The organism is Mesorhizobium ciceri WSM4083 (assembly GCF_000519305.1).
Classification (GTDB): Bacteria; Pseudomonadota; Alphaproteobacteria; order Rhizobiales; family Rhizobiaceae; genus Mesorhizobium; species Mesorhizobium ciceri_B.
Genome location: NZ_JAFG01000003.1, coordinates 219,088 through 234,926, shown reverse-complemented (window position 1 = coordinate 234,926; position 15,839 = coordinate 219,088). Strand labels below are relative to the sequence as shown.

Genomic DNA, 15,839 nt, shown 5'->3' with positions numbered 1-15,839 from the left:
AGCGTGGCGCGTGTTGAAGTTCATGTGATGCATGAACTTCAACGAGGCCGAAACGGTCCGCGACCGTTGCCGCAAAGACTCAACGGCACGCTTTTCGCATCCATTTTCTCAGAAAGTGAATCTCTCGGAATCGTAAGCACTTGCCAGTGAATCAACTCTCTGATTCTCTGCTCGAAAGCGTTTCCTGATTTGAGTCGTTCGACGCGTTTTCAGCGTTTTCCGTCTGGGGGGCAACCTGCCGGGAGACTCTGACTCAATGTTGCGGAAAATCTGGTTTTGGTCCGCCGTGAGAGAGGGGATGCCGGGGAATGAAAAACAAGCATGTGGCCGTCCTGCTGGGTGGTTTTTCGTCCGAGCGGCCCGTGTCCCTGTCCTCCGGAAAGGCTTGCGCCGATGAGCTTGAGAGGGAAGGCTACCAGGTCACCCGCGTGGATGTTGGCCGCGATGTCGGCTCCGTGCTTGCCGAGCTCAAACCTGATGTCGCCTTCAATGCGCTGCACGGCCCTTTTGGTGAGGATGGCACCATTCAGGGCATCCTGGAATATCTCGGCATTCCCTATACCCATTCCGGCGTGCTCGCCTCGGCTCTGGCCATGAACAAGGAGCAAGCCAAGCGGGTTGCCAAGTCGGTCGGCATCGTGGTCGCCGAATCGAAGGTCGCCAGCCGCTTCGCCATCCAGAACAAGCATCCGATGAAGCCGCCCTATGTGGTCAAGCCGGTCAATGAGGGCTCGAGCTTTGGTGTCGTCATCGTGCATGAAGGCCAGTCGCATCCGCCGCAGGTTCTTGGCTCGTCGGAGTGGAAATATGGCGATACCGTCATGGTTGAGCGCTACATCCACGGCAGGGAGCTGACCTGCGCGGTGATGGGCGATGTGGCGCTGGGGGTCTGCGAGATCATCCCGACCGGCCATTCTTTCTACGACTATGATTCAAAATATGTCGCCGGGGGATCAAAGCACGAATGCCCCGCAAAAGTTTCACCGAATATTTACCAAAAAATACAAACACTGGCGCTCAAGGCTCACCAAGCGATCGGCTGTCGCGGCGTTTCCCGTTCGGACTTCCGTTATGACGATCGGCATTCCGAAAACGGCGAGATTGTCTGGCTCGAGGTTAACACCCAGCCGGGTATGACGCCGACGTCCTTGGTGCCTGAAATCGCCGCCCAGGCCGGGCACTCGTTTGGCGATTTGTTGAGTTGGATGGTGGAGGACGCTTCGTGTCTGCGTTGAAATGGGGACAAGGTAGGGAGAGGGGCGCGGCCGGGCCGGCGCTGTTCGGCCTGTCGTTGTCGTTGGACCATTTCGTTCTGCCGCGCATGCTGCGCCGTCCGGTGCGCATTCTGGCGCGCCTCGGTGTCGGGGAATTCCAGGCGCCGCGCTTTTCCGCGGCCATGATGTCGGCCGTGCTGATTTTATCGAGCAGTGCCTATGGCGCCTATCTCGGCGGTCATGTCGACGGTATCGTGCAGAGCATCACCGCCCGCACCGGATTTGCCGTCGATCAGGTCAAGGTGGTCGGCAATCGCCAGACCTCGGAAATCGATATACTCGACAGGCTTGAACTTGACGGCTGGACGTCGCTGATCGGCTTTAATGCCGAGGCGGCGCGCGAGCGTATCTCCGGTCTGCCGTGGATCGAGGTCGCGGCGGTGCGCAAGGTCTATCCGCACACGCTGGAAGTGCGCGTCGAGGAGCGCCAAGCCTTCGCGCTCTGGCAGCAGGGAGACGAGCTGTCCGTCATCGAGAAGGATGGCGCCGTGATCGCGCCGTTCTCGGGCGGCAAGCAGGTGCTGCTGCCGCTGCTGATCGGCACCGGCGCGCCGGCGAGTGCGCCCGATTTCCTGGCCAAGGTCGAAAAATATCCTGAGCTCGCGAGCCGGATCAAAGGCTATATCCGTGTCGGCGAACGGCGCTGGGACCTGAAGCTGGACAATGGCATCACCATCAAGCTTCCCGAGGACGACGAGGATCAGGCGCTCGCCGAACTCGTGAAGATGGATCATGACACCGGCTTGCTGTCGCGCGACATCGCCGCCGTCGACATGCGCCTGACGGACCGGCTGGTCGTGCAGTTGACGGCGGAAGCGGCGACGCAGCGCGAAGCCGCCCTCAACGAGAAACCCAAGAGCCTGAAGCGCAAGCCGGAGACGAAGATATGAGCTGGCTTGGCGGTCCTGGCGATGCCGCATCGCGCCGGTCTGGCACCCTGACGGTGCTGGATGTCGGTTCGAGCAAGGTCTGCTGCATGGTGGCCAAGCTCAAGCCGTGTGATGACGGCAAGCTGCTGCGCGGCCGCTCGCACCGGATCCAGGTGATCGGCATCGGCCATCAGAAGTCGCAAGGCGTGAAGTCGGGCGTCGTGGTCGATCTCGACCGCGCCGAGCATGCCATCCGCCTTTCCGTCGACGCGGCCGAGCGCATGGCCGGGCTGACGGTCGATTCGCTGATCGTCAACATGACCGCCGGCCGGCTGAAGAGCGAAGCCTTCTCCGCCACCATCAATCTTGGCGGCCACGAGGCCGACGAGGCCGACATCAAGCGCGTTCTCGGTGCCGGCGCCAAGCAGGCGCTGAAGGCCGAGCGCGAGGTGATCCATTCGCTTCCCGTCGGCTTCTCGCTGGATGCCGAACGCGGCGTGCGCGATCCGCGCGGCATGGTTGGCGACGCACTCGGCGTCGACATGCATGTGCTGACCGGCGACGCCGCGCCGATGCGCAATCTGGAGCTGTCCATCAACCGTTCGCATCTGTCGGTCGAGCGCATGGTGGCGACGCCCTATGCCAGCGGTCTGGCGGCCCTGGTCGACGACGAGCTGGAAATGGGTGCGGCCTGCATCGACATGGGCGGCGGCACGACGACGATCTCGGTGTTTTCGGAAGGCAAGTTCGTCCATGGCGACGCCATCGCCATCGGCGGCAACCACGTCACGATGGACATGGCCAAGGGGCTGTCGACCTCGCTCGATGCCGCCGAACGGCTGAAGGTGATGCATGGCTCGGCGCTGCCGGGAAGCGCCGACGACCGCGACCTGGTCTCGATCCAGCCGATCGGCGACGATGGCGACGTGCCCTTGCAGATCCCGCGCTCGGTGATGACGCGCATCGTGCGCGCCCGCATCGACGAGACGCTCGAACTGCTGCGCGACCGGCTGAACAAGTCCGGCTATGGCAATGCAGTGGGCAAGCGTGTGGTTCTTACCGGCGGTGCCAGCCAGCTTGCCGGCCTGCCGGAGGCGGCGCGCCGCATCCTGGGACGCAATGTGCGCATCGGCCGCCCGCTCGGCGTGGCCGGCCTGCCGGAAGCGGCGAAGGGGCCGGCCTTCTCGGCCGCGGTGGGGCTTCTGATCTATCCGCAGATGGCGAGCTTCGAGAGCCATCCGGCGAAAGGAATTTCCGGTCTCAAAATGACCGGAACGGGCGGAAAACTGCATCGCATGAGTCAGTGGTTGAGAGACAGTTTCTAAAATTGACGGGGACAGCCCCATAGGCGGCCGCGGCGGCGAAGCGGCGTGAAAGGCAAAGGACGGAGACAATGACCATCAATCTGCAAAAGCCGGACATCACCGAGCTTAAGCCGCGCATCACCGTGTTCGGTGTCGGCGGCGGCGGCGGCAATGCCGTCAACAACATGATCACCGCCGGTCTGCGCGGTGTCGAGTTCGTGGTGGCCAACACCGACGCGCAGGCGCTGACCATGTCGAAGGCAGGCCGCCTGATCCAGCTCGGCGCGCATGTCACCGAAGGCCTTGGCGCCGGCTCGCAGCCGGAAGTCGGCCGTGCGGCGGCGGAAGAGTGCATCGATGAAATCCTCGATCACCTGACCAACACCCATATGTGCTTCGTCACCGCCGGCATGGGCGGCGGCACCGGTACGGGTGCTGCTCCCGTCGTTGCCCGCGCAGCGCGCGAAAAGGGCATCCTCACCGTCGGCGTCGTCACCAAACCGTTCCACTTCGAAGGCCAGCGCCGCATGAAGACCGCGGATTTCGGCATCGAGGAATTGCAGAAATGCGTCGATACGCTGATCGTCATCCCCAACCAGAACCTGTTCCGGCTGGCCAATGACAAGACCACCTTCGCCGACGCCTTCGCCATGGCCGACCAGGTGCTCTATTCCGGTGTCGCCTGCATCACCGACCTGATGGTCAAGGAAGGCCTGATCAATCTCGACTTCGCCGACGTCCGTTCCGTCATGCGCGAGATGGGCAAGGCGATGATGGGCACCGGCGAGGCTTCGGGCGAGGGCCGTGCGATGGCCGCCGCCGAAGCCGCGATCGCCAATCCGCTGCTCGACGAGACCTCCATGAAGGGCGCCAAGGGCCTGCTGATCTCGATCACCGGCGGCCGCGACCTGACGCTGTTCGAAGTCGACGAAGCCGCGACCCGTATCCGCGAGGAAGTCGACCAGGACGCCAACATCATCCTGGGCGCCACCTTCGACGAGGAACTCGAAGGCGTCATCCGCGTCTCGGTGGTTGCCACCGGCATCGACAAGTCGGCGGCTGAAATCGCCGCCGCGCCGATCTCGATCCGCACGGCGCCGCCGAAGCCGGTCAGCCGCCCGGCGGCTCAGATCGCGGAGGTTCGTCCGGCGCCTGTTCAGCAGGCGGCATACGAGCCACGCACTGTCGACCCGGTCGCGGAAGCCATTCAATTGGCCGAAGCAAATGCCGCGGCAATGGCGCAGGCGCGCCCGGCTCCGGTCGCCCACGCTGAAGATTTCCGCCCGCAGAGCAAGATCTTCCAGGCGCCGCCAGCACAGCCTATGCCGCATCCCGTGGTCCAGCAGATGCAGCCGGCCCCGCAGCCGCGCGAGATGCTGCGCGAAGCCCCGCAGCCGGTTGCGATGGCGCCTCAGCGTATGCCGCGCGTCGAGGACTTTCCGCCGGTCGTCAAGGCCGAGGTGGATGCCAAGAGCCGCCCGGTCGATCACGAGAACAACAGCGGACCGATGGGCCTGCTGAAGCGCCTGACCAATGGTCTGACCCGCCGCGAGGAGGAGCCTGCACGACTGCAGCCGGCGCAGCCGCGCGAGCCCAAGCTGCGCCAGGCAGCGCCCGAAGTGCGCCGTCTCGCCAGCCAGGATGCGCAGCTCTATGCGCCGCGCCGTGGCCAGCTCGACGACCAGGGCCGCCTGACGCCGCAGGTGAGGACGACTCAGGAAGACGATCAGCTGGAGATTCCGGCGTTCCTGCGCCGCCAGGCCAACTGATTGGTAAACGGACTGTAACATTTGTTAACAGGCAAGCGAGGAATCGCTTGCCTGTTAATGTTTTAAATGATGTGATTTCAACGACTTACCAAGTCGCACTCATTCCATTTTGCGGTTACACAGAGTAAGAAACCGTGATTTGGAGTCTCCCTGACGGGACATTATCTTCGCTGCCTACCATCATCGGTTTGCCGGGATTTCGGGGGAAGTCGCCCTGCCAGCCGATTCACACAAGAGCCGCGCCCTCGGGCTGGAGAAGCGGACCTAGGCATTACGGGCTTATGGGGATTGTCTTGCACGACTATCAGACGACATTGAAGACGCGCGCGTCGCTTACCGGCACCGGCGTCCACAGCGGCAAGGAAGTGTCCATCAGCTTCGTGCCGACGGATGCCGACAGCGGCATCGTTTTCCAGCTTTTCAACGGTGCGGAGCAGGGCCGCGAGTTTCGTGCCCTGGTCTCGGAAGTCGGCGCCACCGACCTGTGCACCATGCTTGGTGATCCCGCCGGCGAGCATATCGCCACGGTCGAGCACATCATGGCAGCGCTGTTTGGGCTCGGCATCGACAATGTCGCTGTCGAGATCGACGGTTCCGAGGTTCCGATCTTCGATGGCAGCGCCATGGCGTTCGTCGAAGCCATCGACCAGGCGGGCATCGAGACGCTTTCGGTCAAGCGCCGCTATATCAGGGTCATCAAGCCGGTCCGCATCGAGAACGGCGCCTCGTGGGCGGAATTTCGGCCCTATGACGGGACCCGTTTCGAGATCGAGATCGACTTCGAAAGTCCGGCGATCGGCCGCCAGCTGTTTGCCTCCGACCTCAATGCCGATATTTTCCGTCGCGACATCGCGCGCGCCCGCACCTTCGGCTTCATGAAGGATGTCGAGCGGCTGTGGGCTGCAGGCTACGCACTCGGCTCCTCGCTGGAGAACTCGCTGGTCATCGGCGACGACAACCGCGTCATCAATATGGGCGGCCTGCGCTATCCCAACGAATTCGTGCGCCATAAAACGCTGGACGCCATGGGCGACCTGGCGCTGGCCGGTGCCCGCTTCATCGGCTGCTTCCGCTCCTATCGCGGCGGCCACAGGATGAATGCCGCGGCCCTGCGCCGCCTGCTGTCGGACCGCACGGCGTTCGAGATCGTCGAGACGACGCGCCGTGAGCGTGGCCGCAGCGCCGAGATGAACGCCGTCAACGCGCCACTCTACGCGCCTTGGATGATCTGATTTCCCAGGTTTTTCAGGTTCCATGGGCGATAGCGCATGTTGCAGGAATGCACCACCCGCCAGTGAAATTGCATTGATGTCCAAGCAGCGTCCGGCCGCCACAAAAATGTGCGATTGGCCGGAGATAGCGTTGCCGGGCAAGGCGGTTATGGTTTATGGCTGCTGCCGTCGATTAGTGCATGTCGTTCAAAAGTGGGGATCAGTTTTGAAACAATGGCATGCAACTGGCATTGAAATAGCGCCGAAAGGGCGAGACCCCATCATGTTCTTCAAGCGAGTTGGTCAATTGAAAGCACCGCAGAGGGCCGTTTTCCTGGCGCTTTCAGTAGTTGTTCCATCGCTCTTCCTGTCGGCCTGCATGTCGTCGGAGAAAGATATCGACCTGTCGACCTATGTCGACCAGACCGAGCCGGCCGATGTTCTCTACAATCAGGGCCTTGCCAATCTCAATGCCGGGCGCCTGCAGGAGGCGAGCAAGAAGTTCGACGCCGTCGACCGCCAGCATCCCTATTCGGAGTGGGCCCGCAAATCGATGGTGATGGGCGCGTTCGCCGACTATCGCCAGGGCAATTACGACGAGGCTATCGGCTCGGCCAAGCGCTATCTCACGCTTTACCCGTCGACCGATGATGCCGCCTATGCGCAGTACATCATCGGCTTGAGCTACTACCGCCAGATCAAGGACGTGACGCAGGACCAGAAGGAAGCGCGTCAGACCGTTCAGACGATGCAGGACCTGGTCACGCGCTGGCCGACATCGGAATATGTCGACGATGCCAAGGAAAAGATCCGCTTCGCCACCGATCAGTTGGCCGGCAAGGAAATGCAGATCGGCCGCTACTATCTCGAGCGCCGCGAATACATCGCCGCCGTCAAGCGCTTCCGCACCGTGGTCGAGAACTATTCCAACACGCGCCATGTCGAGGAGGCGCTCGCCCGCCTGACCGAAAGCTATTACGCGATGGGCCTGACCTCGGAGGCGCAGACCGCCGCCGCCGTGCTCGGCACCAATTACCCTGACAGCCCGTGGTACAAGGATTCCTACAAGCTCTTGCAGAGCAATGGGCTTGCACCGCGCGAAAATGCCGGGTCGTGGATATCCAAGGCCGGGAAGATGATCACCGGCGCCTGACCCCCCAAGCAGACGTTGCGGGCTTCACCAACGCGCCGTCTGCCTGGTTTCGTTGCTTGTCGCGGGTTCCAGTCGCAAAACCGCACGACACTTTTGCGGAACCTGCCTGGAGCATTCGGACCGAAGCGTGCGCTTTTTCGGATTGATCCGGTGCTCAAACAAAAAGATAGTGCGGCGCTGCGACTCCAAATGGTCGCGTGCCGTTCTAGATTTGGGTTCTGATGCTTTCCAGACTGTCGATCCGCGATATCGTCCTGATCGAGAAGCTGGATATCGACTTCCAGCCGGGTCTTTCGGTGCTGACCGGCGAAACCGGTGCCGGCAAGTCCATCCTGCTCGATGCCTTGTCGCTGGCGCTCGGAGCGCGCGGCGACGCGTCGCTGGTGCGCCATGGCGCGGCACAGGGCCAGGTCATCGCCGTCTTCGACGTGCCGCGCAATCATCCGGCCCGTACGCTGCTTGCCGACAATGCGATCGAGGATGATGGCGACATCATCCTGCGCCGGCTGCAGACGGCGGACGGCCGCACCCGTGTTTTCGTCAACGATCAGCCTTCGAGCGTCACCCTGATGCGCGACGTCGGGCGCGCGCTGGTCGAGATCCACGGCCAGCATGACGAGCGCGCGCTGGTCGATCCCGGAGCGCACCGCGAGGTTCTCGACGCTTTCGGCGGTCATCTCGGCGCCGTCCGCTCGACGGGCGAGGCATGGCGGCACTGGCGCGCCTGCGAGCAGGAGCTGTCGCGCCACCGCGCCAAGGTGGCGGCGGCTGCGCGCGAAGCCGACTATTTGCGTGCTGCGGTGGCGGAGCTGACGAAGCTCGATCCGCAGCCCGGCGAAGAGACCGACCTCGCCGAACTGAGGGCGTCGATGATGCGAGCGGAGAAGATCGCTTCCGAAATCCATGATGCGCAGGATGTGCTGTCCGGCCCGTCCTCGCCCTTGCCGCAACTGGCCAGCCTGCTGCGGCGGCTGCAGCGCAAGGTGACGGAGGCGCCCGGCCTGCTCGACGATGTCGTCAAATCGCTCGACGAGGCGATGCTGTCGCTCGACGCGGCGCAATCGGGCGTCGAGGCCGCACTGCGCGCCACCGAATATGATCCGCAGAAGCTGGAAAAGGCGGAGGAGCGGCTGTTTTCGCTGCGTGCGGCCTCGCGCAAGCACAGCGTCGCCGTCGACGATTTGGCGCAGCTGCGCGACACGATGTCGGCCGACCTCGCCGATCTCGATGCCGGCGAGGAACGCCTGCATGGGCTGGAAAAGCAGGCCACTGCCGCATGCGAGACTTACGACATTGCCGCCGCGCAGCTGTCTTCGCTTCGCCATGCGGCGGCGGTCGGCCTGGCCAAGGCGGTCATGGCGGAATTGCCGGCGCTGAAGCTCGAACGCGCCGCCTTTATAGTCGAAATGAAAAGCGAGGCCGAGAGCCGCATGGAAGAGGGCATCGACCAGATCGAGTTCTGGGTGCGCACCAATCCCGGCACGCGGCCCGGACCGATGATGAAGGTGGCGTCCGGCGGCGAGCTTTCGCGCTTCCTTCTGGCGCTGAAGGTTGCGCTGGCCGACCGCGGCTCGGCGCCGACGCTGGTGTTCGACGAAATCGATACCGGCGTGGGGGGCGCTGTCGCCGACGCCATCGGCCAGCGGCTGGCGCGGCTGTCGAAGCGCGTCCAGGTGCTGTCGGTGACGCATGCGCCACAGGTGGCAGCACGCGCGGCGACGCATTTCCTGATCTCCAAATCCGGCACCACCGACCGTGTCGCCACCGGCATTGCCGAGATGGACCGGCCGGCGCGGCAGGAAGAGATCGCACGCATGCTGGCCGGCGCCACCATCACCGACGAGGCGCGCGCCGCCGCGGAACGGCTGCTGCGTGAAAATACCACGGCGGCATAAGAACAACGGATGTCAGGGATCGAGTCAGGATATGGCTGCATCCCGCTGTTCAGGAATGCTTTTCCCAAAATCCTGATCTATTGTGGCGGACCACCGTTCGGGGAAGGAAAGCATGGCTGAAAAACCTGTCGATTCGCTCAGCGAAAGCGAGGCCGAAGCCGAGCTGAAACGGCTGGCGGAAGAGATCGCCGAGCACGACCGGCGTTACCATACCGAAGATGCGCCTGTTATCACCGATGCGGAGTATGATGCGCTGGCACGGCGCAACCTTGCCATCGAGGAGCGCTTTCCAGCGCTGGTGCGCGAGGATTCGCCATCGCTCAGGGTCGGAGCGGCGCCCGCGGAAGGCTTTACCAAGGTGCGCCATGCCGTGCCGATGCTCAGCCTTGCCAAGGCCTATACCGACGATGACGTCACGGATTTCATCGAACGCGGGCGGCGGTTCTTCGATCGCGACAAAGAACTCGATATCGCCTTCACGGCCGAGCCGAAGATCGACGGGCTGTCGGCGTCGCTGCGCTACGAAAACGGTGTGTTCGTGCAGGGCGCAACGCGTGGCAACGGCGCCGTCGGCGAAGACATCACCGCCAATCTGAAGACGATTGCGGATATTCCAGCGAAGCTCAAAGGCTCGGGCTGGCCCGAAATCATCGAGATCCGCGGCGAGGTCTATATGACCTATGCGGAATTCGAGGCTTTGAAGCAGCGCTCGGCGGCGGCCGGCGGCCAGGACTACGTCAATCCGCGCAACACGGCGGCCGGGTCGCTGCGCCAGAAGGACGCCTCTGTCACCGCCAGCCGCAACCTCAAATTCTTTGCCTATGCCTGGGGTTACACGACGGCGGATCCCGCTCCGACCCAATATGATTCGGTGCAGAAATTCGCCGAGTGGGGGTTCAAGATCAGTCCGCTGATGGTGCGGGCGAAATCGGCCGAGGAGTTGATCGCGCATTATCATCGGATCGAGGAGCAGCGCTCGGCGCTCGGCTACGATATTGACGGTGTCGTCTACAAGGTCGACCAGCTGGAATTGCAGCGCCGCTGGGGCTTCGTCACCGGCGAGCCGCGCTGGGCGGTCGCGCATAAATTTCCGGCCGAACAGGCGATGACGACCGTGCAGAAGATCGACATTCAGGTCGGCCGCACCGGCACGCTGGCGCCGGTTGCGCGGCTGGCGCCGGTCACGGTCGGCGGCGTCGTGGTCGAGAACGTCACGCTGCACAATGAGGACTACATCAAGGGCCTGGACTCGACCGGCCAGCCGATCCGCGACGGCATCGACGTGCGCATCGGCGATACGGTCGTCATCCAGCGAGCGGGCGATGTCATTCCGCAGATCGTCAGCGTCGTCATCGACAAGCGACCTGCTGATGCGGTGCCCTACGAGTTCCCGCATACTTGCCCAATCTGCGGCTCGCCGGCGACGCGCGAGATCAACGAGAAGACCGGCAAGGAAGATTCGCGCCGCCGCTGCACCGGCGAACTGATCTGCCCGGCGCAAGCGGTGGAGGGATTGCGCCATTTCGTGTCACGCGGGGCCCTGGACATCGAAGGCCTCGGCGCGGAGAACATAGACACGTTCTTCAATGCGGGATTGATCAAGACCGCCGCCGATATCTTCACGCTCAGGGACCGCCGTCCGGCTGTCACCAGGGCCCTGGCCGAGCGCCGCGAGGAGCAGGCAAGGCAGCGCGAGGCCGCATCGGGCAAGACGCGCAAGAATGTGCGCAGCGTCGAGGATCGCAACTATGAGGGCCTCGACAAGCTGTTCGCCGCCATCGATTCGCGCCGCGAGCCGGAGCTCGACCGCTTCATTTTCGCGCTCGGCATCCGCCATATCGGCGAAACGACGGCCGCCGTGCTTGCCCGCACCTTCTCGACCATCGAGGAACTGATCCGCGTCGGCAAGGAGACAGCGGCAGCGGAGGACCCACACACGGTTTTCCCCTCGGTCAACGGCATCGGCGATACCGTGATCGACGCGTTGCGCGACTTCTTCGGCAATGAGCGCAACGACGACGTGCTTGACGCGCTGCTCGATCAGGTCAAGCCGAAGCCGTATGTCGTCAACGTCTCGGCCGATAGCGTGGTCGCCGGCAAAACGGTCGTGTTCACGGGCTCGCTGGAGAAGATGACACGCTCCGAAGCCAAGGCGATGGCGGAGCGCCTCGGCGCCAAGGTCGCGGGTTCGGTTTCGGCGAAGACGGATCTGGTGGTCGCCGGGCCAGGTGCTGGCTCCAAGCTCAAGCTCGCCAGCGAACTCGGCATCGAGGTGATCGACGAGGATGCCTGGCTGGCGCGGATCGGCAAGGCCTGATGGACGGTGCGTTCAAAGGGTTCGGGCCAAAAGCCATTCCGTTCCTCAAGGCGCTGGATTTCCACCAGAGCCGCGAATGGTTCCTGGAAAACCGCGACCTGTTCGAACAGGAATTGCGCAATCCGCTCAGTGATCTCGTGGACACGCTGACCGAGCGCTTCGCAAAGGCCGGGCTCGGCCTGCGCGGCGACCGCAAGAAGTCGCTGTTCCGGATCAATCGTGATGTGCGCTTCGCCAAGGACAAGCGGCCTTACAACCGGCATTTGTCGGCCATCCTGTCGCCCGACGGCACCAAGATGGAGCAGGGCGTGTTCTACGTGCATATCGGGCTTGAGCGTTGCTTTGCCGACATCGCCTGGTGGCAGCCGGAGCCGGCTCTGTTGCTGGCGATGCGCAAAGCCATCGCGGCGAAGCCGGACAATTTTCGCGCCCTGGTGGCGGCGTTGAAGAAGAACCGGCTTGAACTCGAGACCGAAGGCCGTATGAAGCGTACGCCACGCGGCTTTGAGGAAATCAGAGATCCCGATCTGGTCGCCGCCATCCGGCACCGGCATTTCTATGTCCAGCATGTCATCGATCCGGCCGGAATCCATGCGGCTGATCTGGTCGACGAACTCGTCGATTTCACCTTGCGCGCCAAGCCGCTGCTCGACTGGGGCAGGGCGATCGAGGGCAAGATCCCGAAGGAATAAGCGCGTAACTCAGTCGATCCAGCGATCATTTCCGCTGATCGTTTGGCTCAAGCGAATTCGTGTGACACGGCGAGGCGCGCCACCTACATACCGCGCTTCCCTTGTTGTTGTGCATGTCGTTGTCCCCGCTACGCACTTTTGGGCGACATGCATCAGGAGTGGTTGATGGCGACGGACGCAATTTCCGAGAGCGGCGACAGAAGCGATTTCTGGCAGGGCGTGCGGTTGTCGATGCCTGTCGTGGTGGCGTCGGCGCCGTTTGCGGTGCTGTTCGGCGCGCTCGCCGTCGACAATGGTTTCTCGGTCCTGGAAGCCTTCCTGATGAGCGCGCTGGTCTATGGCGGCGCCAGCCAGATGGTCGGCATCCAACTGTTCGGCCAGCATGTGGCGCCGTGGCTGATCGTGCTGTCGATCTTCGCCGTCAATTTCCGCCACGTGCTCTATTCCGCCGGCATCGGCCGGCGCATCGCGCACTGGCCCGTCATCAGCCAAGCACTCGGTTATTTCATTCTCACCGACCCGCAATTCGCGGTGGCCGAGGCGAGGGCGCAATCCGGCCAGACGGTCGGCTTTGCCTGGTATCTGGGGCTCGGTCTGCCGGTCTATCTGTTCTGGATCGTCGAAAGCGCGCTTGGCGCGCTGTTCGGCAAGCTGATCCCCGACACGCATGCGCTGGGCATCGATTTCCTGCTGCCGATCTATTTCCTCGGTCTCGTGCTGGGCTTCCGCAAGCGGCCGCTGTGGCTGCCGGTGGTCATTGCCAGCGCTGCCGCATCGATCATCGCCTATAAGACCGTGGGCTCGCCCTGGCATGTCTCGATTGGCGCTGTCGCTGGTGTGCTGCTGGCGGTCATCCTGCCTCCCCATCACAGCGGCGTAAAGGCACGGCCATGAGCACGACCTTCTGGATCATCATCGCCGGCGCGATCGCCACCTATCTCACCCGCATCGGCGGGCATCTGGTCATCTCCCGCTTCGACACCATCCATCCGCGCGTCGAGGCCGGTCTCAACGCCGTGCCGGCGGCAGTGCTGACGACGCTGGTGGCGCCCGAGCTGTTGAACGCCGGCGCGGCGGAATGGGCCGCACTGGTGGTCACTGCGGTGGTTTCGCTTCGCGGCGGGCTGATGGCGATGTTTCTGGCGGGGGCTGCGGTTCTGATTTTGGCGCGGCAGTTCGTCGGATAAGGCTCTGCCGCAGCAATTACCTCGAACGGAGGCGCTGCCCCTCATTGCCCTGCCGGGCATTTCTCCCCGTGAACGGGGAGAAAGAAAGCTCACCTCAAATCTTGGCGTCGTGCGGCAGCGGCGCGGTGGCCTTTTCCAGCCAGGCCAGCGTTTCGCCGTCGAGCATCGGGCCGATCTCGGCCAGCACGCGCGCGTGGTATGCGTCGAGCCAATGCAACTCGTCGCGCGTCAGAAGGTCCGACTGCACCAGTCTTGTGTCGATCGGCGCCAGCGTCAGCGTCTCGAAGCCGTGCATGGCGATGTCGCCGCCCTCGATCTCTTGCGCCGGCGTCACCAGGATCAGGTTCTCGATGCGGATGCCGTAGGCGCCTTCCTTGTAGTAGCCCGGCTCGTTGGACAGCATCATGCCCTCGAGCAGCTTTTCGGTGCCGGTGCGGGCGATACGCTGCGGCCCTTCATGCACGGCCAGATACGAGCCGACGCCATGGCCTGTGCCATGGGCGAAGTCGCAACCGTGCTTCCACAGCGCCATGCGCGCGACGGCATCGATCTCGGAGCCGCGGGTGCCGGGGGGGAAGCGCAAGGTGGAAATGCCGATCATGCCTTTCAGCACCAGGGTGAAGCGTTCGCGCATCTCCTGCGTCGGCTGGCCGATCGGCACGGTGCGCGTGATGTCGGTGGTGCCGTCCTGATACTGCGCGCCGGAATCGAGCAGGAACAGTTCGCCGGCCTGCAGCTTGCGGCTGGTGGCGCGCGACACGCGATAATGCATGATGGCGCCGTTCGGGCCGGCGCCCGAAATGGTGTCGAAGGAGACGTCGCGCAGCGGCATCTGGGTTTCCTCGCCGGTCCGCCGGCGCTGTTCCTCCAGCCTGGTGACGACAGCGATCTCGTCGAGCGAGCCGGGTTTTTGCCGCTCCAGCCAGCACAGAAGCTTCGCCACGGCCGCACCGTCACGCCGATGCGCGGCACGCGAGCCATTGATCTCGGCCTGGTTCTTGGTGGCGCGCGGGATGCGGGCGGGGTCTGCCGCTGCAATGACGGCGCCGCCATTGGCCTCGACCAGCATGCGCAGCCTGTCGGCCGCCAGCACCGGGTCGAGCGCGATTTTAGCGCCGCCTTTGGCGAGGGCCATGGTCGCTGCCTCGAATTCGCCGGGCTCATGCGGCTCGGCGAGCTGGGTGAGGTAGGCGGCGACCTGGCGCGAGAATTTGCGCTTATCCATGAAAAGCTGGTGCGACCCATCGGCGGCGAGGATGGCGAAGCCGAGCGCCAGCGGCGTGTGCGGCACGTCGCCGCCACGGATGTTGAAGGCCCAGGCGATGGAGGAGGGGTCGGTCAGCACCGCATGAGTGGCGCCGTCCTTGGCGATCGCCGCCGCCAGCCGCGCCAGCTTGTCCTTGGCAAGTTCGCCGGCAAAGCCGATCGGGTGGAGCTCGACTGATGCCACCGGCGCGTCGGGCTGATCCTTCCAGATGATGTCGATCGGGTTCTTGCCGAGCGGCACCAGCACCGCACCTGATTTGTCGGCCGAGGCCTGCAGCGCCTTGACCTCGCTGATCGTGTGCAGCCATGGATCGAAGCCGAGCCGTGCGCCCTTGCCAAGATTGTCTTTCAGCCAGACAGCCGGCGGATTGTCGACCAGGCTTTCGATCGAAAAGACGTCCAGGTCGACCTCGCTGCGCACCTGCAGGGTGTAGCGACCGTCGACAAAGACGAAGGCGCGGTCGCGCAGGACGATGGCGACGCCGGCCGAGCCGCTGAAACCGGTAAGCCATTTCAACCGCGCCGAACGGTCGGCGACATATTCCCCCTGATGCTCGTCGGCACGCGGCACGATGAAGCCGTCCAGCCCGTTGGCTTCAAGCCATTGGCGCAGCAGCGCCACGCGCGGTTTGCCGACGGCCGGGTCGCCGGCGGAATCGAAGGTCTGGAACATTGTGGGCCTCCTGCAGTCAGCGCAACCGTAGCGTACGGTCGCCGAAATCGGAATCGATTTCCGGCTGGGCGCAACCTGCTACAGCATCGCTTGACTGACAACCAAATGGGGCTGGTCCAGCCGCAGTACGAAGGCTGGGTTGTCGTTGTTCATCCCCGACACGACGCGGCTTTGCTGCGCTGCCCGCCAGCACACGGGAATTGTAACCAGAAAAAGTCAGCAACGCCTG

General features: G+C 63.7%; 12 protein-coding genes. 11 read left to right on the top strand and 1 reads right to left on the bottom strand.

Annotated features, from left to right (window positions below):
• The first annotated feature begins 308 nt into the window (after positions 1 to 308).
• The 11 genes from MESCI2_RS0101130 to MESCI2_RS0101080 all read left to right on the top strand — a co-directional run bounded on the left by MESCI2_RS0101130 (position 309) and on the right by MESCI2_RS0101080 (position 13,671).
• Positions 309 to 1,235, top strand: a complete 927-nt coding sequence (locus MESCI2_RS0101130; protein WP_027034936.1) for a D-alanine--D-alanine ligase — start codon at positions 309 to 311, stop codon at positions 1,233 to 1,235.
• Positions 1,223 to 2,164, top strand: coding sequence for a cell division protein FtsQ/DivIB (locus MESCI2_RS0101125; protein ID WP_027034935.1), 942 nt, complete (start codon positions 1,223 to 1,225; stop codon positions 2,162 to 2,164). Before MESCI2_RS0101130 ends, MESCI2_RS0101125 begins: the two co-directional genes overlap by 13 nt.
• The gene (gene ftsA / locus MESCI2_RS0101120) at positions 2,161 to 3,468 is read left to right on the top strand and encodes a cell division protein FtsA (protein ID WP_027034934.1); all 1,308 of its coding nucleotides are present in this window, start codon (positions 2,161 to 2,163) and stop codon (positions 3,466 to 3,468) included. Before MESCI2_RS0101125 ends, ftsA begins: the two co-directional genes overlap by 4 nt.
• Before the next feature lie 68 nt (positions 3,469 to 3,536).
• On the top strand, positions 3,537 to 5,216 hold the full coding sequence (gene ftsZ / locus MESCI2_RS0101115) for a cell division protein FtsZ (RefSeq protein WP_027034933.1): 1,680 nt from the start codon (positions 3,537 to 3,539) through the stop codon (positions 5,214 to 5,216).
• A gap of 281 nt (positions 5,217 to 5,497) precedes the next feature.
• Positions 5,498 to 6,448: a UDP-3-O-acyl-N-acetylglucosamine deacetylase gene (gene lpxC / locus MESCI2_RS0101110; RefSeq protein WP_027034932.1), complete on the top strand. Its 951-nt coding sequence runs from the start codon at positions 5,498 to 5,500 to the stop codon at positions 6,446 to 6,448.
• Positions 6,449 to 6,710: 262 nt separating this feature from the next.
• Positions 6,711 to 7,580 (top strand): outer membrane protein assembly factor BamD, encoded by an 870-nt coding sequence (locus MESCI2_RS0101105; protein WP_027034931.1) that lies wholly within the window; start codon positions 6,711 to 6,713, stop codon positions 7,578 to 7,580.
• Between the two features lie 221 nt (positions 7,581 to 7,801).
• Positions 7,802 to 9,475 carry a DNA repair protein RecN gene (recN, locus tag MESCI2_RS0101100; protein ID WP_027034930.1) on the top strand — a complete coding sequence of 558 codons (1,674 nt, stop codon included), beginning with the start codon at positions 7,802 to 7,804 and terminating at the stop codon, positions 9,473 to 9,475.
• Positions 9,476 to 9,587: 112 nt separating this feature from the next.
• On the top strand, positions 9,588 to 11,792 hold the full coding sequence (gene ligA, locus MESCI2_RS0101095; protein WP_027034929.1) for an NAD-dependent DNA ligase LigA: 2,205 nt from the start codon (positions 9,588 to 9,590) through the stop codon (positions 11,790 to 11,792).
• Positions 11,792 to 12,484 (top strand): DUF2461 domain-containing protein, encoded by a 693-nt coding sequence (locus tag MESCI2_RS0101090; protein WP_027034928.1) that lies wholly within the window; start codon positions 11,792 to 11,794, stop codon positions 12,482 to 12,484. Before ligA ends, MESCI2_RS0101090 begins: the two co-directional genes overlap by 1 nt.
• A 165-nt stretch (positions 12,485 to 12,649) precedes the next feature.
• The gene (locus tag MESCI2_RS0101085; RefSeq protein ID WP_027034927.1) at positions 12,650 to 13,378 is read left to right on the top strand and encodes an AzlC family ABC transporter permease; all 729 of its coding nucleotides are present in this window, start codon (positions 12,650 to 12,652) and stop codon (positions 13,376 to 13,378) included.
• Positions 13,375 to 13,671 (top strand): AzlD family protein, encoded by a 297-nt coding sequence (locus MESCI2_RS0101080; RefSeq protein ID WP_027034926.1) that lies wholly within the window; start codon positions 13,375 to 13,377, stop codon positions 13,669 to 13,671. Before MESCI2_RS0101085 ends, MESCI2_RS0101080 begins: the two co-directional genes overlap by 4 nt.
• Positions 13,672 to 13,765: 94 nt before the next feature.
• Here MESCI2_RS0101080 and MESCI2_RS0101075 read toward each other — a convergent pair whose 3' ends face one another.
• The gene (locus MESCI2_RS0101075) at positions 13,766 to 15,610 is read right to left on the bottom strand and encodes an aminopeptidase P family protein (protein WP_027034925.1); all 1,845 of its coding nucleotides are present in this window, start codon (positions 15,608 to 15,610) and stop codon (positions 13,766 to 13,768) included.
• Between the last annotated feature and the right edge of the window lie 229 nt (positions 15,611 to 15,839).